A 23783-nucleotide genomic window follows, 5' to 3' on the forward strand; every position below is an offset into this window, starting at 1 on the left:
CATGCCCGTTTTATCCAAAAATTGTTAATGGCCATTTACCAGTTTTATTCGAAAATTGATTTACATTAAAATGAAAACTACTTTGAAAAACTTTAAAACAACTGCTAAAACTATATTTGCGCTCCTTGCTGTTACCTTATTTCTTTCTGCCTGCAAAAAAGATTGGGGCGATTCGAATTCTATAACGGTTGCCGGAATTGGTTTTGTTCATGCATCGCCAGGTACAGGTGCTTTAGATTTTATTGTAGATAATCAAAGGGCCAACAATAGAGAATTTAAGTACACAAATGATTTAGGTTACTTTGGCGCCTACCCAGGCACACGCTTATTCGGCATTGCGAAGAAAGATTCGGTAAAATACCTTTCAACCACTAACGTAAATTTACAGTCGGGTTTTTTCTACTCTGCATTTGTTATCGATGTGTTGCCATCGCCAAAAATTCTGGTAATTCAGGATGATTTAACTGCGCCTGCAACAGGAAAAGCAAAGATTAGGTTCATCAATTTAAGTCCTGATGCACCAGCATTGGATTTAGCAGTAGAAGGAAATGCTACTGCTTTAGTAACCGGAAAAGCTTATAAAGAAACTTCTCCTTTCATTTCAATCGATCCTGCAGCTGCCTATACCTTCCAAATTAAAGAAAGCAATAATGTAACGGCCACTTTGCCTGCTACCAAAATTGAGGCTGGAAAAATTTACACCTTATGGGCAAAGGGCCTGAAGAGCAAAACAGATAGCACAAAATTCGGACTATCGATACTTACGAACAAATAACACCTACATATGAAACGAATTTGGCACCATCTTTAAATCAGATGGTGTCATTTTCATTAAATTTGCATCGCAATAAGCTAATCTCTATTAAGTTCGCAAAGGTTGATAAAAAAAATACTCAGCATTGAGGAAATTATAAAAGGCTGCCAGAAGAACGATAACAGCTGTAAAGAAATGATGTACAAATCATTTTACGGCTACCTGATGGGTATTGTTTTGCGATATGTTAACAATAGTTATGATGGCGAAGAGCTTGTTAATGATTGTTTCATAAAAATTTTTAAAAATATTGAAGGCTTTCAACCGCCAAATAATCCTGCAGATTTACATAAAACCTTTAAGGGTTGGATTGCCAAAATTGCTTCGAGAACGGCAATTGACAAACTCCGTACACTAAAAAATCAATCATATGTTGATGATTTATCAGAAAGTGAACATCCGGTTAGCACGGTTTCGGTAACGTCTGATTTAGATGTTCAGGATATTTTAAAGTTGTTAAATAACCTGCCAGATACGCAGAGACTGGTTTTTAACCTTTATGAAATTGAAGGATTTGCCCATGATGAAATTTCGAAAATGATGAATATACCCGAAAGTTCGAGTAGAGTATATTTGACCCGGGCAAAAAATAAGCTGCGAACCTTGTATTTGAAAACACTGGTTAATTCGTATGAGAAAAATGGATAAAGAATTAATTGACCATATAAAACATAACCTTCAGGCGCATGAAGAAACCTACACCCCTGGTGCTTGGGAGCGTTTTAATGTGCCCGAAGAAAAAAAGAAAAGAGGTATCGTTTACTGGCCGCTATGGTCTGCGGCTGCAATAATTTTGGTTGTTACGGCTTTCTTTGTCCTGCGTAAGGAAAATTCCAATCACACGAATCAAATCGTAAAAACTTCTAAATCCTTCCCTAAAAAACTAAGGAATCCGCAAGTAGAAAAATCGTTAGAAAAGGTTGCCACCGGCGATTTAACTAAGGCTTCGGCTCGGGTGGAGGAAAACAATTTAACTAGGTCGCGGAAACCGGACCTTATCGAAAACAATAATTCAGATGATGATAAACTGCTGACTGTAAGAAAAACAGATCATGAGCTCGAAGGATACCAAACGAAAATATCCGATAATAATGTTACCGGAAATGAGGTAGCAAGTCAGTCAACATTGTCGGGTACTATTTACTCAGAAAAAATTGAATCCAGTTCTAAGGTCAAACTAGTTCTAATCAATCCGGAGAAGAAAAAAATTCCGCAGTCTAAACTGACTTTCGAACAACTTTTAGAACAAGACAGCCATCGCGACAATATTGCCAAGACCTCGAAAAATAAAGCCTTAACAAAGTGGGAGCCTGGCCTTTTTGTTGCGCCATCAATTGGGAACGATAATAAAGTAAATATGAATTATGGGTTTTCGTTATCTTACAATCTTGCCGACAAATTATCGATAAGTTCTGGAATTGCCTATGGAGCGTTAAGCACGACAACAAATCCTTCAGCCAGTAGCGAAAGCCTGAATGATGGCGCTGCAAATGCGCCGTCGGCTGCGAAGGCGGTTGCATATGTTAGCGCATCCAAAAGTTTGGAATCTATTAATGCAAATGTGCGGGGGATTAATATTCCTTTAGAATTGAAATATAACATAAGCAGTAAACTCTATACCGGCATTGGGGTATCGGCACTTGCCATTACCAACAATAAACAAAACAATAATTATGTGGTTAGCAGTGCCCGGAATACAGCAGTGGCAAATACTTTTGGCATTACAGAACAAAAAATGCTTATCGTTACAGAAAGAGTTTCGGAAGCACCGACAGAAACGAACGCTACCGACAAATTGATTGGCTTTTACAACTTCTCTTTAGGTTACAAGCAAAAAATTTCAAAGAAGAATAACTTTGCGGTCGAGCCGTTTTTGCGGCTGCCGATGAAAACGTTTTCTACCGATAAACTTAATCTAACCAATGGTGGCATTAAATTGAAGTTCGATTTTTAAAGGTGATGTTAGTTTGTATTAATGCATGTTTTATTCTTGATTAAAAAAAGCGGGCATTAAGAAAACGCAAACCATCGTAAAGGAAAGCAATAAAGTATTGAAAATAAAAAAGCCTCAGAAACTAATCTGAGGCTCATTATATTTTGTCGCAAATGCTAACTAATGACCTGAATGACCATCAGCACCATGTGCATGACCATGTGCCAACTCATCTTGTGTTGCTTCGCGAACGTTAAGAATAGTTCCGGCAAACATTAAGTTTTTACCAGCCATCGGGTGGTTTAAATCAACGGCTACAGTTTCATCGTGAACGGCAGTCACACCTGCTCTAAACTGGTTTCCCTGGTTATCTTGCAAAGGAATAACGTCTCCAACGTTTGGAACTTCGCCACCAGCTTCGGTAAACATCGATTTTGGTAAGTCGGCGAAAGCACCAGGATCTAATTCTCCATAACCATCAGCAGCAGATAATTCGAAACCATACTCATCGCCGGTTTTTAAACCAGTTAAATGTTCTTCGAATTTAGGCAACATCATGCCAACGCCATATAAAAATACTAAAGGATTTTGCTCATCAGCTTTTTCAACAAAAACTTGTTGTCCTTCTTCGTTAGTAGTGTGCAGTTCATAAGTTAATGCAACTACTGAGTTTGGTGAAATATTCATTCAGATTTTTTTATTGTAAATACTCTAATGCTTCCTCAACAGTTTTAACCGGCAACTGGCATACTTTATTTCGGCAAATATAAACTTTTGTTTCATCGCTTTGCTTACCTTTTAACAAGGGTAAGTTACTTTTTGTTCCGCCTAATGTAATTTTATTTGGAATATAATAATTGCTCAGTTCAAGCTTAACCAGGTCGGTTTCTAAACCTGTTAAGGCAATTTCATTCAATCCATAAACCTCATTAAGCAGCTGAACCGCCCAATTGGAATAAGCAGAGCCATAGGTTTTTATCTTCTGATGTACAGCGGCAAGCATTTCTGACGCTTTTTCATGGTAATTTTGCAAATCGAAAAGCAAACCCAATTTTTTTAGGTTTTGAGCCATTACAGAATTTGCCGCCGGAATTACATTATCCATTATTTCGTGCTTGCGGGCTATTAAACTTTCACTCTCTGCAGAGGTATAAAAAAACATAGGCGAATCTGTATCCGAGAAATTAGCCAGCACATAATCTGCAAAGTCTTTCGCTTCCTCCAACCATCTTTCATCAAAATCATATTCGTACAGCGCAATTAACGCGTCAATTAAAAAGGCATAATCATCCAAAAATCCTGTAATAGAAGCCTTTCCATTTTTATAGTTTCGATACAACCCACCATTGGGTGCTTTTAAATTATTGAGTAAAAAATCTGCTGCTTTTGCTGCACCCCGATAATACAGATCATGATTTAGTACCGTGGCAGCATCCGCCAAGCCTTTTATCATCATTGCATTCCAGGCAGTTAAGCACTTATCATCAAGGCCGGGCCTGATTCTTTTAGTTCTTTTCTCTAGTAGCTTTGCCTTTGCTGATTTTACCTTATCGTAAAGTGCCTCAGCATCGATGCCATACTTTGCAATTAAATCATCATCGAGGATGGTTTTCCTGAGGATATTTGTCTGCTCCTCTTCCCAGTTGCCATCTTCGGTAACATTATAATATTCGCCAATTAATGAGGCATCATCACCTAAAACATCATCAAATTCGGCCTTGTTCCACACATAAAATTTACCTTCAACCCCTTCACTATCCGCATCAAGTGCCGAATAAAACAACCCTTCAGCTGAAGTCATTTCATTGAAAACCCAGTCGATGGTTTCAACTAGTGTTTGTTTAAAGGAATCAAACTTGGTACATTGATAAGCTTCAGCATACAAGCTTACCAGCTGCGCATTGTCGTAAAGCATTTTTTCGAAATGCGGCACATGCCATTTGTCGTCAACGGAGTAGCGGGCAAAACCGCCTCCTATCTGGTCGTAAATTCCTCCGCGACTCATTTCTTCAAGCGTCTGGCAGACGGCAGTAAACACAGATTCGTCATCTTTAAGGAAACCATAGCGCAGTAAAAAAAGCCAGTTATTTGGCAAGGGAAATTTAGGTGCACGGTTGTAGCCGCCAAAACTAATGTCGAAATGCCGCTTCCAGGGTTCTACTATCTCCGTTAAGTGCTCCTGTGTGTAAACCTCCTTTACATCTACAGCTATTATTTTTTCGCTGTCGCGGATGCCTGATGTCAGGCGTTCAGCATATTCAATTGCCTTTTCCGGTTCCTTCGCCCAAAGGTCGGCTACGTTTTCAAGAATATTTATCCAATCGTTTTTACGGAAATAAGTGCCGCCATATATTGGTCGTTGGTCGGGCAGGCAAATGCAATTAAGCGGCCAGCCGCCACTTCCAGTCATTAACTGTATGGCATACATGTAAATCTGGTCAATATCCGGGCGCTCTTCCCTATCCACTTTAACGCAGATAAAATGTCTGTTCATAACTTCGGCAACCTCATGATTTTCGAAACATTCACGTTCCATAACATGGCACCAATGGCAAGCCGAGTAACCTATACTTACCAAAATTAATTTATTTTCTGCCTTTGCTTTTTCTAGAGCCTCCTGCCCCCACTCGTGCCAATGCACCGGGTTATAGGCATGTTGCAGTAAATATGGCGACGAAGCATTTATTAAACTGTTCGGTTCTGAATGTACGTTTGACATGGAAATATGATATGAATAATGAAACAATAAAGCTATAAAATATCTACAATGCTAATCTGTTTTAGTTTTGTTTTTATACTTTAGTTCTAAAATTGAAATTGTAAAATGAAAATTACACATACCGAAATTTTTCGCTTTAGTATCCCTATGGAACCCTTTGTTATTGCCACAGGGACGATGCATTTTGCGCAAAATGTGCTGATTAGAATTCATACTGATAGCGGCATTCACGGTATTGGTGAATGCTCAGCCTTCCCGATGATTGTTGGAGAAACGCAGGAAACCTGCATTGCCATGGCTAAGGATTTTGCAGCGATTTTGAAGGGTAAAAATCCTTTGGAAATTCCGGAAAGGATGAATGACCTCCTCGGATATGCCGACCATAATAACACGATTAAAAGTGCTTTTGATATGGCTTTGTTCGATATTGCCGCTAAAGATGCTAGTTTGCCACTATATAAATTTTTAGGTGGAAACAAGCGCACAATAGAAACTGATATGACCATTGGGATAGACACACCTGAGGGTATGGCTAAAACCGCAATGACTTACAAAGACAAAGGCTGTAGAATTTTAAAAATAAAACTTGGTAAGCAAGTTCATGAAGACATCGAGCGGGTTAAATGTATTCGTGAGGCTGTTGGTGCAGACACAATTTTACGGCTGGATGCCAACCAAGGATGGAATTTTGACGATGCATTATTTGCTTTAGGACAGCTGGAGCAATATAATATCGAATTTTGTGAACAGCCTATGAGAACGTGGTACGATGACAAGCTACCCGAACTGAACGTGAATTCTCCCATTAAACTGATGGCTGATGAGAGCTGTTACAACCATCACGATGCCAGAAAATTAATTAACAGTCAATCTACTTCTTATTTAAATATTAAATTTTCAAAATCGGGCGGAATTTTAGAAGCGCAAAAAATTCATGAGGAGGCCTTGCAGACAGGCGTAAAGTGTATGATTGGAAGTATGCTTGAGAGCCGCATCGCCTTGAGTGCTAACCTCCATTTCGCGCTTGCAAGCCCTAACATTGTATTTTTTGATTTAGACACCGCCCTACTTGGCCATTTAGTAGATCCGGTTATAGATGGGTTAACTTATAACGGCTATTTTCTTGATGTACAAGACACACCAGGAATCGGCGCAGAAGCAGACGAATTCTTTCTGGAAAAATGCGAAAGCTGGGTGGTTTAGTGTTGGTTTATTTTGTTCATTGGGCACTGGTTCATTAGTTCATTGGCCGATAGTTCATTGGGCATTGGTTCATTAGTTCATTAGTTCATTGGGCATTAGTTCATTAGGGATTAGTTCATTAGTTTATTCGCTTAGCAATCATTAGTTTATTGGAAATTGATTATTGGTTGCTGCGCATAAAACTTATGTTAGTGCCGGTGTCATTACTTAAGTATTGAGTGCTTTGGCTAGTGAATTATTACAATTTAAAAAATTCAACTTAGCGTACGAGCATTTCAGCTAGTGCAGTGCTATCTCCGTTAAATGCATTAAAATCTACAACATGGCCTATTCCATTGATTTTGGCCTTGTCAGAATGTTGCCAAAACTTCCATCGGCTACGATCTAACCTAAGTTTAGGCTGCTAATAATGCGCAATCCAAAGTGGATACTCATCAAAATTATCCTGAAGATAATCTTCGTAAAATTTTAAACCAGTATAAATTATTGGGCGAACTTTAGTTTTTACTTCCACATAATTTAGAAAATCAGCAAGCTCGGCCCTCATTTTCAAGGGTGAAACACCATCAAGCGTTTCAATGTCGACAACAGGCGGCAAATCTCCTTTCTCCACATTTACAACCTGAAGAAAAAACTTCGCCTGGCTTTTTCCATCGCGTTTAGGTCTGAAAAAGTGATAAGCCCCACAAATTATTCCGGCCTTAGGTGCCTCCCGCCAGTTTCGCTGAAAATATGGATCAACAAGTAAGAGCCCTTCAGTGGCCTTGATAAATGCAAAACGAATGCTCACATCATCATCTTTCATCGATTTAACTTTTTGCCAGTTTATTTTACCCTGATAATAAGAGACATCAATACCATGAATTGAGTATTTTTTTGGGATTTTGATATTGAAGCTCTCGTAAACCCGATAATTGGGGTCTTGTCCCCAATCTTTAACCCAACGCCAGCTTGCAACAAATCCTTTTACAACGTAGCCGTAATAAAACGGAGAGCATAAAATCAAGATTAACCCGGCAATGGCCACCTTCCATTGCGTTGAAAAAGCTTTTGACTTTTTCTTTCGCACCGGGCTTTTTCTCACGGTTGGTTTCTTTTTTACTGGCGGCATTAAATTGATTTCAGGCACAAATTTGATAAAAAAAATGAATGTTTGAGGTTCCTATCAGTTAGTTTTTTATCAACTGCCGTTGAGTAAAGTCTTTTTGTTTTTGGTAATTTCGCAAATCAAGACGCTGGCATGCTTAAACTCATTTATAATACTTATAGAACATCTTTTAGTGGATTAAGTAGGGAAACCTGGCTTTTAAGTATTGTGATGATGTTTAATCGTTGCGGCAGTATGGCCGTTCCATTTATGGGTTTGTATGTGACGCAAAGTCTGCATCGGTCGGAAATGGACGCCGGGCTAATTATTACGCTGTTTGGTGTAGGCTCAATTCTTGGCTCGGCAATAGGCGGTAAACTTACAGATATCATCGGCTTCAGACCTGTTCAAATCTTATCTTCTATTATCGGTGGCTTGCTATTCATTCTATTTTCGACCATAACCCACTTTTCTACCTTATGTATTTTAGCCGTTGTAATCAGCTTCTTTTCCGAAGCATTTCGACCGGCTAACTTTACAGCAGTTGCGCATTATGCCGGGCCAGATACCATAACCCGCTCCTATTCGCTAAACCGGCTCGCAGTAAATATTGGCTGGTCTGTAGGGATTAGCCTTGCCGGGATTATTGCATCAATAAATTATAAGTTGTTATTTATCGTTGAAGGCGGAGTAAGTATAATAGTTGGCGTACTAATCCTTTCGTTTTTACCAAAAGTTAAAGATTTCATTAAACAGGCCAAAGCAAGGGCAAACAGCATGGTGATTAAAAAACCATGGCAGGATATTTTCTATGTGAAATTCATTCTGCTCACAACAGTTTTTATCACCTGTGCATTCCTGATGTTTAGGGTAGTTCCAGTATTTTTCAAGGAACAGTGGCACATAGATGAGTTTGAAATTGGAATAATTATCGGATTAAATGGAGCTATAATTGCACTCTTTGAAATGATAATGATTAACCAGATTGAGAAGAAACGCTCGCCAATGTACTTTATCGTTATCGGCTCGATATTATTTGCCGCATCTTATTTAATTTTAAGTGCGCCGGTTAGTTATCACCTTGCCGCAGCAGTGCTTACCATCGTAATTTTTACCGGTGGTGAAATGTTTGCCTTGCCCTTCATAAACACGATTGTAATTAGCAGAAGCAACGAACATAACCGCGGCCTGTATGCTGCCGGGTATACCTTAAGTTGGTCATTTGCGCAAGTTATAGGACCGCTGGCCGGATTTTTCATTGCAAGGCACTTTGGTTATAACTGGCTTTGGCTCGGTCTGGCATGCATGTTATTGTTATGTGCATACACTTTCAGCTTGTTGAATGCGAAAAAAGCGGAGCCAATAATCGAAGCAAATTAGAATCAGCCGGAAATTAAAATCCGGCTGAGTATTGGTTATTTTACTTTCTGAGCTTTTACACCTTCTGTCGTAATTTTTACAGGAAGGATGTTTCCATTTTTATCGAAATTGAGCTCATCAATGCAGGTTTCGCGATGGTTACCATCTTTATCACCTAAAGGCCGGCGGTGATAAACAATATAATATTTATCTTTCTTCTTATTGATTATAATGGAATGATGGCCTGCACCCGTTGCGATTGTTGCATCCTGCTTCAAAATTTTATCTACTCTTTTAAATGGTCCGAATGGAGAATCGCCAACTGCATAGGCTACAGAGTAGTCGGGCCCAGTCCAGCCGCCCTCGCTCCACATAAAGTAATATTTACCATTTCTGATAAACATGTAAGGGCCTTCAACATACTTATCCGGTGTTATCTCTTTGAAAATCGTACCATCGTCAAATGGTAGGAAACCCGTAAAATCATTATTCAGTTTTGCTATATTACAATGGCGCCATCCTCCGTAAATTAGATAATACTGCCCATCTTTATCTTTGAAAACGAACTGATCGATCGGTTGCGCACCATTATGAAACTTATCCACCAGTGGTTTTCCCAGGTGATCTTTAAACGGGCCTTCAGGCTTGTCTGCAACGGCCACGCCAATTCCGCCAACTTCCTGGTCGCTTTGAATATCATTAGCGCCGAAAAACAAAAAGTATTTTTTGTCTTTTTCTACAATTGCAGGCGCCCACATTGCTTTATTTGCCCATTTTATTGCCGCGGTATCTAATACATAAGGGTGTTTTTTCCATTCCACCAAATCCTTAGATGAGAAAGCATCCAAGAAAACCTGCTCGCGGTATCTGGCAGAATATGTTGGGTAAACCCAGTATTGATTATTGAAAATTGCCGCCTCGGGGTCGGCGTACCATCCCTTAAAAATAGGGTTTCCAGACTGATTAATCGTTTTAGTACTTTGAGCAAAGGAAGTAGCCGCTACAAAAAGTAAAAGATATGAGCATATGTATTTCATGTCGACAATTTAAGAAAATTAGCGGGATAATTCAAAAAGGTATCCGGAAGATCAAATTGATCTCAGCAAATTGATTTCGAATTATAGTAACAAAATAGTAATCTGCGTAATGAGCGTAATCTGAGGAGAATTCAAAAAGAGTAGCCGCTGATTTAATTGATTTTCGGGGATTGATTTGACTTTTTCAATCTCTCCAGAGTTGATTAGCTTGCTTAATAGCAATAGTTTTAATTAAAAAACAAAACTTCAACCCAAAGAAGCATCTTCAAAAAAAAATCTGCAAGCGGTTCATCCCACTTGCAGATCTTATAAGAATCATCCAGAAATTACTTACTCAAAGCCGCAAAATATTTATGGAAGAGTGGCAAGGTTTCTATCCCTTTATAGTAATTATAGATGTCGTATTTTTCGTTTGGAGAGTGCAAAGCGTCACTATCTAAACCAAAACCGAAAAGAACCGATTTAATCCCTAACACATCTTCAAACAAGGCTACGATAGGAATACTGCCACCGCCGCGAGTTGGGATGGCTTTTTTGCCGAAGCTATCTTCAATCGCCTTTTCCGCAGCACGGTACGCAACACTATCCGTTGGCGTTACAACAGGCTCCCCACCATGATGTGGCATAACTTTCACTTTTACATTTTTAGGCGCTATACTTTCAAAATGTTTTGTAAAGATTTCAGCAATTTCTTCTGAGCTTTGATTTGGCACCAAACGCATTGAAATTTTTGCATTCGCTTTACTAGGCAATACGGTTTTGGCACCTTCGCCAATGTAACCGCTCCATATTCCGTTCACCTCTAAAGTTGGACGAGTACCAGTCCGCTCCAATGTTGAGTAACCTTTTTCACCCCAAACTTCTTCAATGTTTAAATCCTTTTTATATTCGTCTTCATTATAAGGAGCAGAATTTAAAGCTTTCTTCTCTTCATCCGTCAGTTCGATAACCTTATCGTAAAAAGCCGGAATGGTGATGTGATTATTTTCATCGTGTAACGATGCTATCATTTTACACAAAATGGTTGCCGGATTTGCTACTGCCCCCCCATACACTCCAGAATGTAAATCGCGGTTCGGACCAACAACTTCTACTTCCATGTATGCAAGCCCACGTAAACCAGTTTCAATCGATGGGTTGTCCATGCTAATCATTGAAGTATCAGAAATCAAGACAACATCAGCCTTCAAACGCTCCGCATTATCTTTTACGAAAATACCCAGGTTTGCAGATCCAACTTCCTCCTCGCCTTCAATCATAAACTTAACGTTACAGGCCAAAGTATTTGTTTGCATCATCAGCTCAAATGCTTTTACATGCATGTAAAACTGTCCTTTGTCATCGCAGGCGCCCCGAGCATAAATCTTTCCGTCGCGAACGGTTGGTTCAAAGGGCGGTGTATGCCACAGCTCTAACGGGTCTGCAGGCTGAACATCGTAATGACCATATATTAAAACGGTTGGTAACGAACTGTCTATAATTTTTTCACCGTAAACAATAGGATAACCCGCAGTTGTACAAATCTCCACATTCTCAGCGCCCGCATCTTTAAGCTTTTGGGCCACAAAATCTGCAGTTTTTAATACATCGGCTTTATACTTTGGGTCGGCACTTACCGATGGGAAACGCAGTAATTCGAACAACTCGTCTAAAAAACGTTGCTTATGTGTTTCTACATAATTTTTAATCTCTTGCATAACAAATGAATTTGGGCAAATATAGGGTTTTACAAGAAAAGCCTTTACATATTCGCGTGTAAATGAACAAAATCAGATGGTATAAATACGGATTATACAACTGTATTAGTAAAGCTACAGGTTTTAGAATTTTGGTTTATGTAATTTAACTGATGAATATTGAAAATAAATATTTCCCCGGGAAGTTTTGTTTCGATTTTTTATTAAATTGCGCCCTTTAAACACAACATAGAAACCTCAAAGTAAGAAAGTTATCAATGAAATTAAGCGCAATTGTATCGCATATTCTGCTGCTGTTTTCATTTTTAACACCAGTTTTGGTTTTTTCTCAAACTAACGTAAAAGTTAGTTGTCCGGAGGCTGCGCAATATTATGCTAAAGACAGCATTAACATTGTAACTTTTGGAGCCAGTACTGTTGAAGGCGTTAAAGGGCTTGGTTTCCAAACAATGCTTGAAAGCAATTTTACAAACTGTTATACTGGCAAAGTTATAAACATTACCAATCAAGGTATCGGCGGACAAACAACGCTTCAGGGTTTACTGCGGATTGACAAAGCGATTAAGGATCGAACCGGTTTCATCGTGATAGATATGGGCATAAACGATGCGCTTTCAATTGCCGCCGGGAGAGGCAGCGTGGCAGAAACTGAATCGAATATGCGCTTGCTGATTACCACAAGTTTAAAGCAAAATTTGGTGCCGATAATCTGTACGCTTCAAAATGTAGACGATAGAACGAATACAAGCCTGGTGGCTGTTAATACCACTATCAGACAGATTAATGCTGTTTACAGACGATTGGTAACAGAATACAAATTATACCTTGCGGATGTTAACGCAGCAATGAGACGAGACTTTTCGCTATATCAGGATCCTTACCATCCAAATGCGAGAGGCTATAGATTAATAAGTTACGTGATTTTTGATGCAATTAACAAGGCAATTTTTGATAAATTCTTATTGTTTGTTGTTTCGCAAAATTACCCGAACCCGGCATCTACCCAAACATCTATTGATATTGTTTTGCCTGAGGCAGATAAAATTAATGTGCAGATTTACGATTTAATGGGACGTTTAGCTAAAACGGTTGTAAACGAATATTTTAATACCGGCAAACATACTTTGGAAATTAATACCACCACATTTGTACCTGGAATTTACTTCTTCAAAATATCTTCCGATTCCGGACGGTTTAATGCCGTAAAAAAGTTCATTGTGGCGAAATAAGAAACACCCAGACTTTTAATTGCTTTGAATCTCCTGTTTCGCCACTTAGAAACTTAAAATTAAAGTGTCATTATGCCCGAAATGTTTCCAGCCGATTTGTAAATAGCAATCACTTCATCTGCATTTTGCATTTGTTTTTTTACAGTTATAGAAACATATTTGCCGGTTTTTGAGGGCTGTTCGATAAATTCGTCATAAGGTAAAATGGTGCGTAATTCATCTATCTTTTCGCGTCCGCCGGTAATTATAAATTTGAAGTTATACACGCCAGGAAACTTTTCTACGCTTTCTAATTTCTCTTTTAAATTTGCATAAATATCGGTGCTTGTTCCTTCCGGAATATCTGTAAATTCGATTTTTTTGTTAATTTTTTTCTCTTCCATGATGATAACTATATATCAATTTCTATTCCTAAACAGATAAAGTGAAATTTTGGCAGAGAAATGATTAGACACTGCCCAGCGGTTGCAACCGCTAAAGTAACCACATGGAGTATGCTTAAAAAAAACGTTTACGCCTTTGGGCTTTTCGGTTAGGCACAGCAATGAATTGTAGAGGCGCCGAACCCAACCGCTGTAAGTAGCAGGAAACTAATTTCTTTAAACCTTGGCGCAGCGGATACCGGCCCTGAGCCTAAGGCCTGCAGCCGTATGAGCGAAGCAAAGGACCGGCTATGTACTGATACAAAGGTTTCGCTTTTCAAAAAAAACAGCGTTCTATTTCTCCACAAATTCAATAAAAAACTTTTGAATTGTTATTTTTGAGCCTCAAAAAAACAGGAGCCGATTTGGACTATTTAGAAGGATTAAACCCACAACAAAGAGCAGCAGTAGAGAATACAAAAGGACCGGTAATGATTGTTGCGGGTGCTGGTTCGGGTAAAACACGCGTAATTACCTACCGTGTTGCACACCTGATTCAAACCGGTACAGATCCGTTCAACATTTTGGTTTTAACCTTTACCAACAAGGCGAGTAAGGATATGCGTGAGCGTATTTCTAAAGTTGTTGGCGCCGAGGCGAAGAATATCTGGATGGGCACATTTCACTCTGTTTTTGCAAAAATTTTACGTGTTGAGGCTGAAAAAATTGGTTATCCAAACAACTTTACCATTTACGATACCGACGATAGCAAGAGCGTTATCCGTGCCATTTTGAAAGAAATGCAATTAGATGATAAATTATATGCGGCTAATTTTGTGTATGGCCGAATTTCATCTGCTAAAAACAACCTGATTTCCTGGGGCGAATATCAGGCAAACGACCAAATTCAGGCAGAAGATATTCAGAATAAACGCCCGTTGCTGGGGCAGATTTATGAACAATATGCCAAGCGCTGTTTTAGAGCAGGTGCGATGGATTTTGATGATTTACTGTTCAAAACGAATATTTTACTTAAAGAACACCCTGATGTTTTGAACAAATACCAACAAAAATTTAGGTATTTAATGGTTGATGAGTATCAGGATACTAACTTTTCGCAATATACGATTGTAAAAAAACTGGCTGCTGCTTACCAGAACATTTGTGTGGTGGGCGATGATGCACAAAGTATTTATGCGTTTCGTGGGGCTAATATTCAAAACATTTTAAATTTTGAACGCGATTATCCCGACCTGAAAGTTTATAAATTAGAGCAGAATTACCGTTCTACCCAAAATATTGTTGATGCCGCAAGCAGCATCATTGCCAACAACAAAAATCAGCTGGAAAAAAATGTATTTTCTGAAAATGTTGAGGGTGATAGAATTAAAGTATCGCGAGCCTTTACTGATAACGAAGAAGGTAAGTTAGTTGCAGAATCGATTATTCAGGAGCGCAGTTTGAAGGGTTACCAATACCATGATTTTGCAATTTTGTACCGCACAAATGCGCAAAGCAGGGCGATGGAAGAAGGTTTGCGCAAACTTAATGTTCCTTACAGAATTTATGGCGGCACGTCTTTTTACCAGCGCAAAGAGATAAAAGATTTGATTGCGTATTTCCGCCTAACATTTAATCCGAAAGATGAGGAGGCAATAAAGAGGGTAATTAACTATCCGAAGCGGGGAATTGGAGATACATCAATAGATAAAATAATTGTTGCTGCCGACCAGAACAACATTACCATGTGGGATGTAATTTCCAATGCCCATCAATATGTTGACGGACGTTTAGCGAACCAGCTAAACGATTTTTCGATGATGGTTCAAAGCTTTCAGGCAGAAGCTAAAAAGCTTGATGCATACGATTCTGCGCTGTTTATTGCCCAACATGCGGGTATTTTGAAGGAACTATATACTGACGATAGTGTGGAGGGCCGGGCAAGATATGAAAACATTCAGGAGTTGTTAAACGGTATAAAAGAGTTTGCGGAGCGTGAAGATATAGAAGAAAAAGGCCTCGACATTTTTATGCAGGATGTTGCGCTTTTAACCAATGATGATAAGGATGGCGATAAAAATAAAGATACAGTTTCTTTGATGACCATCCACTCTGCTAAAGGTTTAGAGTTTAAAAATGTGTTTATTGTAGGTTTGGAGGAAAATCTTTTCCCATCTCAGATGTCGGTTAATTCGCGTGCTGATTTGGAAGAGGAACGCCGGTTATTTTATGTTGCTATTACTCGGGCAGAAGTAAAGCTGACGATAACTTACGCAACCTCACGCTATCGTTGGGGGACGCTAACGAATTGCGAACCGAGTCGTTTTATTAATGAAATTAACCCTAAATTTTTAGAGTTAGATGTTAAACCTGCCAAGAGCAATGTGTTTGAAGGCAACTTTGATGATGAACGCAAAACCTGGACTTCACAACCACGTGATTTCTTTAGTAAGCCGAAACCTGCAGGTACTGCCTCTGCCCCACCGCCCCGTCCGAAAACGACCTCGCTTTTGGCCAAAGCCCACGTTCCAACACCTGGTTTTGCACCTTCGCAGCCGCACGAATTTCAAGGCGGTATGGAAGTAGAACATGAAAAATTCGGCTTTGGCAAAATTATTAGTCTCGAAGGTAATTTACCGGACGTTAAAGCGACTGTGTTTTTTCAAGGGTTGGGCAACAAGCAGTTGCTGCTTAAGTTTGCTAAGTTAATGATTGTTAGGTAAGAGGGGCCTCGCCCTATTGATGGTAGAAATATATCATGTTCCTCTGCAATCCCTCCAGAGGAGAGGGAAACAACACGCGGTGATTTTAACCATTAAAGTTCAAAGCAATATCTGCAAAACCCTCTCTTTCAGGAGAGGGTAGCTACCAAATTTGCCAAACCACAAACTTTCATAGGGTGAGGCTCTAAACCATTAGGTTCGAAGCACTACCAATTAAACCCTCTCTTTCAGGAGAGGGCAGCTACGAAATTTGCCTAACCACAAACTTTCATAGGGTGAGGCTCTAAACCATTGGTTCGAAGCATTCCCCAATAAACCCTCTCTTTCAGGAGAGGGCAGCTACCAAATTTGCCAAACCACAAACTTTCACAGGGTGAGGCTCTAAACCATTAGGTTCGAAGCGGTCCCCGCAAAACCCTCTCTTTCAGGAGAGGGCAGCTTCCAAATTTGCCTAACCACAAACTTTCATAGGGTGAGGCTCTTTGTTCGCTACTCCGAAAAAACTCCGCTCCTCTGTGGCAAAACGCCTCAATTTCTTCGCAAAAAGCTTTCATTCCTTTACGATTAAACGTAGAACTTGCGTTTGAAAAACCCCAAAATTATCCTTAATATTGAGTTCGGTTCCCGTGTTAAAAAACCATGCAACTTACCCGGTTAGAAATTAAAGGATTTAAGAGCTTTGGCGACAAAGTCACCATCAATTTTAATGAGGGAGTTACCGCTATTGTTGGACCGAATGGTTGCGGCAAATCCAATATAATTGATGCCATGCGTTGGGTTTTAGGTGAGCAAAGCACAAAAGCCTTACGTTCCGAAAAGATGGAAAACATCATCTTTAACGGCACCAAAAACCGCAAGCAAGCGCAGTTAGCAGAGGTTTCCTTAAGTTTCGACAACACAAAAAACATCCTTCCAACGGCCTATTCACAAGTTACCGTTACCAGGAAATTGTACCGGAACGGCGATAGCGAATATCGCTTAAACGATGTGCAATGCAGATTAAAAGACATTACAGATTTATTTCTCGATACCGGAATTGGCTCGGATAGTTATTCTATTATCGAACTTAAAATGGTTGATGAGATTATCACGAACAAAGAACATAGCCGGCGTTCTTTGTTTGAAGAAGCCTCGGGCATTTCGAAGTATAAATTACGTAAGAAACAGACATTTAACAAGTTAAAAGACACAGAAACCGACTTGGAACGTGTGGAAGACTTGCTTTTTGAAATCGAAAAGAATCTGAAAACACTCGAAAATCAAGCCCGGAAAGCCGAGCGCTATTATAAGCTGAAAGAGCAGTATAGAGCATTGAGCGTTCAGCTGGCAACCCATCGCATTGCGTTTTTTAGAACCGATTTGAACGCCCTGGAAAGTCAGGAACAAAGTCAGCAGGTTTTAAGAACCGAGTTAAGTGCAAACATTGATACGCAGGAAGCACAGATACAAAAATTAAAATTCGAAAGCATTAACCAGGAAAAGAATCTTTCGATACAACAAAAAGCGACTAACGAACTGGTTTCGAAGATTCGAACCTATGAAAGCGAAAAGAAAGTTAAAAATGAGCAAATGCGCTTTCTGCAGGAGAAAGAAACACGTTTATCTGGCGAACTCGAGAAAGATAGAAATCAGCTAAACCACATAAAATACAACATAAAGCGCTTAAACGAAGAAATTTTAACCGAAACAGACGTCTTCAATAAAATTGAGTCTGATTTGAAATTGCTTAAGTCTTCACTTGATTCGCTTCGCGAACAACAACAAATTGAGAAAAACCGCATCGATAATCTTTCGAAATCGGTAAATGAAATTCAAAGTCAGGTTTACCAGTCGCAAAAGGAAATCGACATTTTAAACATCCAAAAGGACGCTTTGCTACAGGAAAGCAATAGAAATATTGACGATACCGAAACAAAGACCTCCGAATTAAAAGCTTTCGACCACGCTTTGGCCGAGTTAAACATTCAGGTTGCAGAAAGACAGCATAAAATTAAACAACTCAAAGAAGCCGAAGAGTTGTTGAAAGAAAAGTTGACGGCATCGGAAATTAATTTAAATGCAAACAAAGAGCGACTCACTGCAGAGAACAGAAAAAAAGATGCTAAACAAAACGAATACAACCTTACAAAGTCGCTTGTAGATAGTTTGGAAGGTTTTCCAGAATCTATCCGTTTCCTGAAAAAGAATAGTGCCTTTTCAAAAAACGCTTTGCTCCTATCTGATATTCTCTTTTGTGATGAGGATTATCGGATTGCCATTGAAAATTATCTGGAACCTGTTATGAATCACTATGTTGTTGATAAATATGCAGATGCAGTACAGGCGATTAATTTGCTGACAGATGCTAGTCGTGGAAGGGCTAACTTTTTTGTTTTGGAAAACATTCCCGATAAAAATGCTACGGCAGGCCAGTACGACGGCTTAATTCCTGCACTATCGGTTACCGAGGTTGATAAAAAATACCAAAGTCTTTGCAGCCTACTTTTGCAAAACGTGTATATCGCCATTACTGAGCAAGAACACCTTTTCAAAACTACACCAACAGAAGGCATAACCATCCTGGCGAAAAACGGAAAATATGCACAAACCAGATTTACCTTAGCTGGCGGTTCAGTTGGATTGTTTGAGGGAAAAAGAATAGGCCGGGCAAAGAATTTAGAAAACTTAGCGAAAGAGATGAAAACGTCAGAATCCCTTATTAATCAATACGATACAGCCATTTCTGCAGAAACAGATAATATTTTCAATTTAAAGGAAGCTTCACAAATTAATCAGATTAATGCGCTCCAACAAGAATTAAACCGTCTTGTAAACGAACAAATTTCCGTTCAAACACGCCGCGACCAATACCAGGAATTTATTACGACCAGCGAAAACCGAAAAACTGACATTGCGCAAAAGATTGTTTCAATTGAAAAATCACTCAGCGAAAAGCTGCCTGCACTGATCGAATTGCAGAAAAAACAACAGCAAGAACATGTAAACCTGCAAGAACAGCAACTAAATTATCAGGAACTGGCAGAGCAGGTAAATGAATCAGCCGGAAAATATAACCAGGATAACATTCGTTTCCACCAACAGCAGAACAAATTGTCGGGTTTAGAAAAAGATTTAGATTACCGTTTTGTACAGGAAGAGGCACTTAATAAACGCGTTACCGAAAATGAAAAAGAACTGCAGCTAACGCTTACCCAAATTACCGAAACGCTACAACATACCGATCTAAGTGATGATACACTTTTAGAGATGTACCAACAACGGGAAGACTTAGAAAAAGGCCTCGCTGAGGTAGAAAAAGAGTATTTTCAGCGTAAAGGCGACATCAATGAGGCGGAGAATATGTTGAGTGCGATGCGAAAAAGAAGGGAAGAAACTGACTTCCTTTTAACCGAACTTAAAGACAAAAAGAATGCGCTAAAAATTGATTTGAACTCGCTAAAAGAGCGGTTGGCTGTAGAATTTAATATCGATATTAATGACCTTTTAGAAACCGAAGTAGCGTCAGAGGCATCGGAAACAGAGTTCGAAATACGCCAAAAAGTAGAAAAAATGAAGCGCCAGCTCGAGGAGTTCGGCGCAATAAATTCTATGGCAATGGAAGCTTTTAGAGAAATGGAAGAGCGTTATACCTTTATCCAGGACCAGAAAAAAGATCTTACCGCCGCAAAAACCGACTTGTTACAAACCATCAAAGAGATTGATAACACCGCAAAAGACAAGTTTATGGAGGCCTTTACGCAGGCCCGATCACATTTCATCGTTGTTTTTAGGTCACTCTTTAACGAAGAAGATAGCTGCGATTTAATCTTATCCGATGTAAACAATCCTTTGGAGGCGGATATTGACATCGTTGCACGGCCTAAAGGAAAAAGACCGCTTTCCATCAACCAGTTATCCGGAGGCGAAAAAACGCTCACGGCAACCGCCCTGCTTTTCTCGCTTTATCTACTAAAACCGGCTCCGTTTTGTATTTTTGATGAGGTTGATGCGCCCCTGGATGATACCAATATCGATAAATTCAACAACATCATCAGAAAGTTTTCAGACCAGTCGCAATTTATTATCGTGTCTCATAATAAAAGAACTATTGCCAGTACCGACATAATTTATGGCGTTACCATGGTAGAACAAGGAGTTTCGAGAGTTGTTGCAGTAGATTTAAGAGAGGTTGCGGCGTAGTTTCGTCGAAAAAGGAAGCATAATCCGCATCATTCTTTTTCGAAAATGAGAGGAACAGCTTTTGGAGGTTTTCAGTCCTGCTGTCCATTATTTCCGATGAAAAACCAGAACCATTACCATCAGGTTTATGTACGCAATACAGCAAATGGAACAACGTTTTCCTTTCAATATCCCAAGAATTAATATCTTTAAGCATAATTTAAAATCACGCCATGGCGATTTTATAAGCAAATAACAAGTTATCATTTGTTTAAAATACATTGTGGCGAAAATAAAAAATATGAAAATCCTATATATCGTTTCCTTAGCCATAATGCTAGGTGGCTGTTCAACAGTTAAAAACCAGCACGCTGATAGTTCAAATAAGTTGGACAACCAGCTATTAAAAGATGTCGAAATATTATCTTCTGATGCCTATCAGGGCCGAAAAACCGGCACTAAGGGTGCTGAAATGGCCAGAGCTTACATCGTTGATCGATTTCAGAAATTAGGCTTAAAATCTTACCCGCAAAATGTAAATTATGCCCAGGAATTTAACTTTAACGCCCGGGGTGGTGCAAAAGTAAACGGTACAAATATAATTGGCTACCTACCAGGCAAGAGCACAAATGTTGTTGTGGTTTCAGCGCATTACGACCACTTAGGTGTAGTGAAAGACCAGGTTTTTAACGGCGCCGATGATAATGCTTCGGGTACAGCCGGGTTATTAAAAATCGCGGAGTATTTTGCCAAAAACAAGCCGAACAATACCATTATTTTTGCTGCCTTTGATGCTGAAGAAATGGGCTTACAAGGTGCAAAAGCGTTCGTGGCAAATCCACCGGTTAATATTAATACCATTGCAGTTGATTTAAATATGGACATGATAAGCCACAGCGATAAGGGCGAACTTTACGTGGCAGGAACGTTCAAGTATCCTAACCTTAAGAAATATGTTGATACCACAAGAAAGGATATCAAAGTTATTTTAGGCCATGACGACCCCAAACTTGGTCATGATGACTGGACAAACCAAAGTGACCAGGGCGCTTTCAATGCAAAAAACATCCCGTTTTTATATTTTGGCGTAGAAGATCATAAAGATTATCATAAAGCTACAGATGAATACTCTACCATTACTAAACAATTCTTCAGCAACGCAGCCAATGCAGTACTGGAGGTTGTTAAAAGCATTGATAAGCAAAGTGGTATACAGCAATCATTGAAAGATAAAATGATAATGATTGATAGCCCGGGAAAATCTCAGAAATTTTAGTATTCAATACCAGATAAAATACCTCAACAATCAAACCTGCCCCCCCGGGCAGGTTTTTTTTATGCGTTCACATTGTCAGAAATAAAATTATTACGTTGTTAATCAATTAGTTATTAAATAAACTATGAAAATAGTTTGCAAACTATAAATATAGTAGTAACTTCATATAACCGAACTATAAAAATAGTTACTATGATAAAAGAGCTCACAAAAGCGGAAGAACAAGTCATGCTTATCCTTTGGGAAATGAAAGAAGCCCTGGTGAAAGATGTTATTGAAAAAATGGCCGAACCAAAACCCGCTTATAATACCGTTTCAACGGTAATCAGGGTGCTGGAAAGTAAAGGCTTTGTAGATCATAAGGCAGTGGGAAACACATATATATACTTCCCAATAATAAACGAGGCCGATTATAAACGTTTTGCGTTGAACAAAGTAATGACCAACTATTTCGAGAATTCGTATGAAAGCTTAGTTTCCTTTCTGGTAAACGAGAAAAGTATGAGCGCCGAAGAATTAAATGAACTTATTCAACTTGCCGAAAAACTTAAAAAAGATAAGTGATGAACCTGCTATACTACCTACTCGAAGCAAACGTATACCTGATTATTTTTTACGGGTTTTACCGGATACTGTTGCACAATGAAACATTCTACTCGCTCAACAGATATTACCTCTTGCTGAGTACGTTTTTAGCTTTCGTAATTCCGTTTTTTCAATTGGGTTTTTTGATAAAAGAGATGGTGATAATAGAAGAACCGGTTTACCAGCAAATTGTAGTAGAGAAACCCCTGCTAAGTACTGAAAACATATTGCTGTTTATCTATGCTTCCATCGCTTTAATATTTATTTCAAGAATAGTTTGGGGGTTCAGGCACATTTTTAAACTACTGAAAAAACCAAATAAGGTTGTTGAAAACGGTGTCACAATAGTTGAATTGGCAAACACCAAAACGGCCTTCTCTTTTTTTAATATGCTATTTATCGACCCGGCATTGCCTAATAAAAATACAATTTTAACCCACGAAATGGCTCATATCCGGCAGAAACACAGTTTTGATATTATATTTTTCGAACTGGTAAGGAGCTTCAGCTGGTTTAACCCAATTGTTCATTTGCTGCGCAAGGATATAAAGCTTATCCACGAATATCTCGCCGATGAAGATGCAACTAAGGAAGGCATACAGAAGTATGATTATGCGCTATTTCTAATTCAAAACTCCTATGGCGAACAAACTTTGCAGCTTACTAACCAAATATTTAATTCATCCATTTTAAAACGAAGAATAACCATGCTAAATCAAAAGAAATCAGCAAAATGGGCCAGGCTCAGGGTGCTACTAATACTGCCTGTTGTGAGTGGCATGCTTTGCGCCTCAACAATGGCTTTTACAAAAGATTATGGAGTAGTAGATTTATATCCAAAAGGCAACGTGTCGAGTTTTCTGCAGGATACTACGAAAAGGGTTAAAGCAAAAGAAATTCGAATTGCCGAACCCGTTCAAAAGGCTAAAAAGTCAGCTGTAAAAGAAATTGTGATTTCGGAACCGATACAACCGGCTAATAAAGCAAAAGGCACCAAATTACCCCCACCTCCACCGCCGCCTGTTGCACCGCCGGTAAGTAGAAAAGTTAAGGGCGTGAAATTGGCTCCGCCCCCACCGCCACCCGTTGCACCTCCGGTAAGTAAAAAAGTTAAGGGCGTGAAATTGGCTCCGCCCCCACCGCCGCCCGTTGCACCTCCGGTAAGCAAGAAAACAAAAGGTGTTAAATTACCGCCGCCACCGCCGCCGGCAGAACCAGGCGATGCCAAAAATACCGATTTAACAGAACGTGTTGTAAATGGATACCCTGGTAAAAGCGGGCCATCAAAGGCGCAACCTTTAAAATCTAACGGTCAACTCACTCCAGTTATCGTAAAGGGATACAAGATAACTGAAAAGACGAAGGTAGCGCCTGAGCCAACCGATAAGCATGGTGATAAAGCTACAAAGTCCTCTGACGCAAAATCGGCATCGGCAAAAATTTCGCTGCAGGTTAAAGATGCAATTACGAAAGAAATTAGAGATGCCCGTACAAAGGTTGCAATGGCTAATTAACAAATCGTAACACTAGATAGTAGAGTTTAGCAAATAAATCAATTGGCATAGTATCTCAATCAAAACTTATGAGCTGGTTATTTTATC

The 23783-nt window shown here is 39.3% G+C and carries 17 protein-coding genes; 11 read left to right on the forward strand and 6 right to left on the reverse strand.

Translation table 11 applies throughout. The features are described 5' to 3' along the window. Positions 1–70 precede the first annotated feature (70 nt). The 3 genes from ASG14_RS09735 (at position 71) to ASG14_RS09745 (ending at position 2768) form a co-directional block, all read left to right on the forward strand. Entirely contained in the window at positions 71–775 is a 705-nt protein-coding gene (locus ASG14_RS09735; protein WP_056870859.1) for a DUF4397 domain-containing protein, read from the forward strand. A 102-nt stretch (positions 776–877) separates the two neighbouring features. Continuing rightward, positions 878–1462, forward strand: a complete 585-nt coding sequence (locus ASG14_RS09740) for an RNA polymerase sigma factor (RefSeq protein ID WP_082491496.1) — start codon at positions 878–880, stop codon at positions 1460–1462. Continuing rightward, the gene (locus tag ASG14_RS09745) at positions 1455–2768 is read left to right on the forward strand and encodes a hypothetical protein (protein WP_157274892.1); all 1314 of its coding nucleotides are present in this window, start codon (positions 1455–1457) and stop codon (positions 2766–2768) included. The genes ASG14_RS09740 and ASG14_RS09745 overlap by 8 nt, the downstream gene beginning before the upstream one ends. Positions 2769–2927: 159 nt before the next feature. Here ASG14_RS09745 and ASG14_RS09750 read toward each other — a convergent pair whose 3' ends face one another. Both ASG14_RS09750 and ASG14_RS09755 read right to left on the reverse strand, forming a co-directional pair. Continuing rightward, positions 2928–3434 (reverse strand): peptidylprolyl isomerase, encoded by a 507-nt coding sequence (locus ASG14_RS09750; protein WP_056870861.1) that lies wholly within the window; start codon positions 3432–3434, stop codon positions 2928–2930. Positions 3435–3444: 10 nt separating this feature from the next. Further along, positions 3445–5466 (reverse strand): thioredoxin domain-containing protein, encoded by a 2022-nt coding sequence (locus ASG14_RS09755; RefSeq protein WP_056870862.1) that lies wholly within the window; start codon positions 5464–5466, stop codon positions 3445–3447. A 105-nt stretch (positions 5467–5571) separates the two neighbouring features. Between ASG14_RS09755 and ASG14_RS09760 the strand changes: the two genes are divergently transcribed. Continuing rightward, complete coding sequence (locus ASG14_RS09760) at positions 5572–6669, forward strand: mandelate racemase/muconate lactonizing enzyme family protein (protein WP_056870863.1); 1098 nt, start codon at positions 5572–5574, stop codon at positions 6667–6669. 403 nt (positions 6670–7072) lie between these two features. On the opposite strand, the gene ASG14_RS09765 is transcribed toward ASG14_RS09760, so the two are convergent. After that, positions 7073–7780, reverse strand: coding sequence for a glycoside hydrolase family 25 protein (locus ASG14_RS09765; RefSeq protein ID WP_235528554.1), 708 nt, complete (start codon positions 7778–7780; stop codon positions 7073–7075). A gap of 129 nt (positions 7781–7909) precedes the next feature. Here ASG14_RS09765 and ASG14_RS09770 point away from each other — a divergent pair, with 129 nt between their 5' ends. Continuing rightward, a complete protein-coding gene (locus tag ASG14_RS09770) occupies positions 7910–9136 on the forward strand; it encodes an MFS transporter (RefSeq protein WP_056870864.1) in 1227 nt (408 codons plus the stop codon). Positions 9137–9171: 35 nt separating this feature from the next. Here the strand turns inward: ASG14_RS09770 and ASG14_RS09775 are convergent, their stop codons facing one another. Beyond that, complete coding sequence (locus ASG14_RS09775) at positions 9172–10152, reverse strand: glycoside hydrolase family 43 protein (protein ID WP_056870865.1); 981 nt, start codon at positions 10150–10152, stop codon at positions 9172–9174. A 326-nt stretch (positions 10153–10478) separates the two neighbouring features. Beyond that, entirely contained in the window at positions 10479–11849 is a 1371-nt protein-coding gene (locus tag ASG14_RS09780) for a dipeptidase (protein WP_056870866.1), read from the reverse strand. Between the two features lie 257 nt (positions 11850–12106). Between ASG14_RS09780 and ASG14_RS09785 the strand changes: the two genes are divergently transcribed. Beyond that, positions 12107–13078 (forward strand): SGNH/GDSL hydrolase family protein, encoded by a 972-nt coding sequence (locus ASG14_RS09785; RefSeq protein WP_056870867.1) that lies wholly within the window; start codon positions 12107–12109, stop codon positions 13076–13078. A 59-nt stretch (positions 13079–13137) separates the two neighbouring features. Here ASG14_RS09785 and ASG14_RS09790 read toward each other — a convergent pair whose 3' ends face one another. Further along, positions 13138–13461 carry a DUF493 family protein gene (locus ASG14_RS09790; protein WP_056870868.1) on the reverse strand — a complete coding sequence of 108 codons (324 nt, stop codon included), beginning with the start codon at positions 13459–13461 and terminating at the stop codon, positions 13138–13140. A gap of 404 nt (positions 13462–13865) precedes the next feature. Between ASG14_RS09790 and ASG14_RS09795 the strand changes: the two genes are divergently transcribed. The 5 genes from ASG14_RS09795 (at position 13866) to ASG14_RS09815 (ending at position 23696) form a co-directional block, all read left to right on the forward strand. Then, positions 13866–16163, forward strand: coding sequence for an ATP-dependent helicase (locus ASG14_RS09795; protein WP_056870979.1), 2298 nt, complete (start codon positions 13866–13868; stop codon positions 16161–16163). 639 nt (positions 16164–16802) lie between these two features. Continuing rightward, positions 16803–20342 (forward strand): chromosome segregation protein SMC, encoded by a 3540-nt coding sequence (smc, locus tag ASG14_RS09800; RefSeq protein WP_056870869.1) that lies wholly within the window; start codon positions 16803–16805, stop codon positions 20340–20342. Between the two features lie 280 nt (positions 20343–20622). Continuing rightward, a complete protein-coding gene (locus tag ASG14_RS09805; RefSeq protein WP_056870870.1) occupies positions 20623–21597 on the forward strand; it encodes a M28 family peptidase in 975 nt (324 codons plus the stop codon). 192 nt (positions 21598–21789) lie between these two features. Further along, a complete protein-coding gene (locus tag ASG14_RS09810; RefSeq protein ID WP_056870871.1) occupies positions 21790–22161 on the forward strand; it encodes a BlaI/MecI/CopY family transcriptional regulator in 372 nt (123 codons plus the stop codon). Then, entirely contained in the window at positions 22161–23696 is a 1536-nt protein-coding gene (locus ASG14_RS09815; protein WP_056870872.1) for a M56 family metallopeptidase, read from the forward strand. The genes ASG14_RS09810 and ASG14_RS09815 overlap by 1 nt, the downstream gene beginning before the upstream one ends. Positions 23697–23783 lie beyond the last annotated feature (87 nt).

The organism is Pedobacter sp. Leaf194 (assembly GCF_001423945.1).
GTDB lineage: Bacteria > Bacteroidota > Bacteroidia > Sphingobacteriales > Sphingobacteriaceae > Pedobacter.

What these genes read in the sequence shown, in the direction of transcription:
- ASG14_RS09735 (WP_056870859.1), top strand. Translation starts at nt 71, where the DNA reads ATGAAAACTACTTTGAAAAACTTTAAAACAACTGCTAAAACTATATTT.
- ASG14_RS09745 (WP_157274892.1), top strand. Translation starts at nt 1,455, where the DNA reads ATGGATAAAGAATTAATTGACCATATAAAACATAACCTTCAGGCGCAT.
- ASG14_RS09750 (WP_056870861.1), bottom strand. Translation starts at nt 3,434, where the DNA reads ATGAATATTTCACCAAACTCAGTAGTTGCATTAACTTATGAACTGCAC.
- ASG14_RS09755 (WP_056870862.1), bottom strand. Translation starts at nt 5,466, where the DNA reads ATGTCAAACGTACATTCAGAACCGAACAGTTTAATAAATGCTTCGTCG.
- ASG14_RS09760 (WP_056870863.1), top strand. Translation starts at nt 5,572, where the DNA reads ATGAAAATTACACATACCGAAATTTTTCGCTTTAGTATCCCTATGGAA.
- ASG14_RS09765 (WP_235528554.1), bottom strand. Translation starts at nt 7,780, where the DNA reads ATGCCGCCAGTAAAAAAGAAACCAACCGTGAGAAAAAGCCCGGTGCGA.
- ASG14_RS09770 (WP_056870864.1), top strand. Translation starts at nt 7,910, where the DNA reads ATGCTTAAACTCATTTATAATACTTATAGAACATCTTTTAGTGGATTA.
- ASG14_RS09775 (WP_056870865.1), bottom strand. Translation starts at nt 10,152, where the DNA reads ATGAAATACATATGCTCATATCTTTTACTTTTTGTAGCGGCTACTTCC.
- ASG14_RS09780 (WP_056870866.1), bottom strand. Translation starts at nt 11,849, where the DNA reads ATGCAAGAGATTAAAAATTATGTAGAAACACATAAGCAACGTTTTTTA.
- ASG14_RS09785 (WP_056870867.1), top strand. Translation starts at nt 12,107, where the DNA reads ATGAAATTAAGCGCAATTGTATCGCATATTCTGCTGCTGTTTTCATTT.
- ASG14_RS09790 (WP_056870868.1), bottom strand. Translation starts at nt 13,461, where the DNA reads ATGGAAGAGAAAAAAATTAACAAAAAAATCGAATTTACAGATATTCCG.
- smc (WP_056870869.1), top strand. Translation starts at nt 16,803, where the DNA reads ATGCAACTTACCCGGTTAGAAATTAAAGGATTTAAGAGCTTTGGCGAC.
- ASG14_RS09805 (WP_056870870.1), top strand. Translation starts at nt 20,623, where the DNA reads ATGAAAATCCTATATATCGTTTCCTTAGCCATAATGCTAGGTGGCTGT.
- ASG14_RS09810 (WP_056870871.1), top strand. Translation starts at nt 21,790, where the DNA reads ATGATAAAAGAGCTCACAAAAGCGGAAGAACAAGTCATGCTTATCCTT.
- ASG14_RS09815 (WP_056870872.1), top strand. Translation starts at nt 22,161, where the DNA reads ATGAACCTGCTATACTACCTACTCGAAGCAAACGTATACCTGATTATT.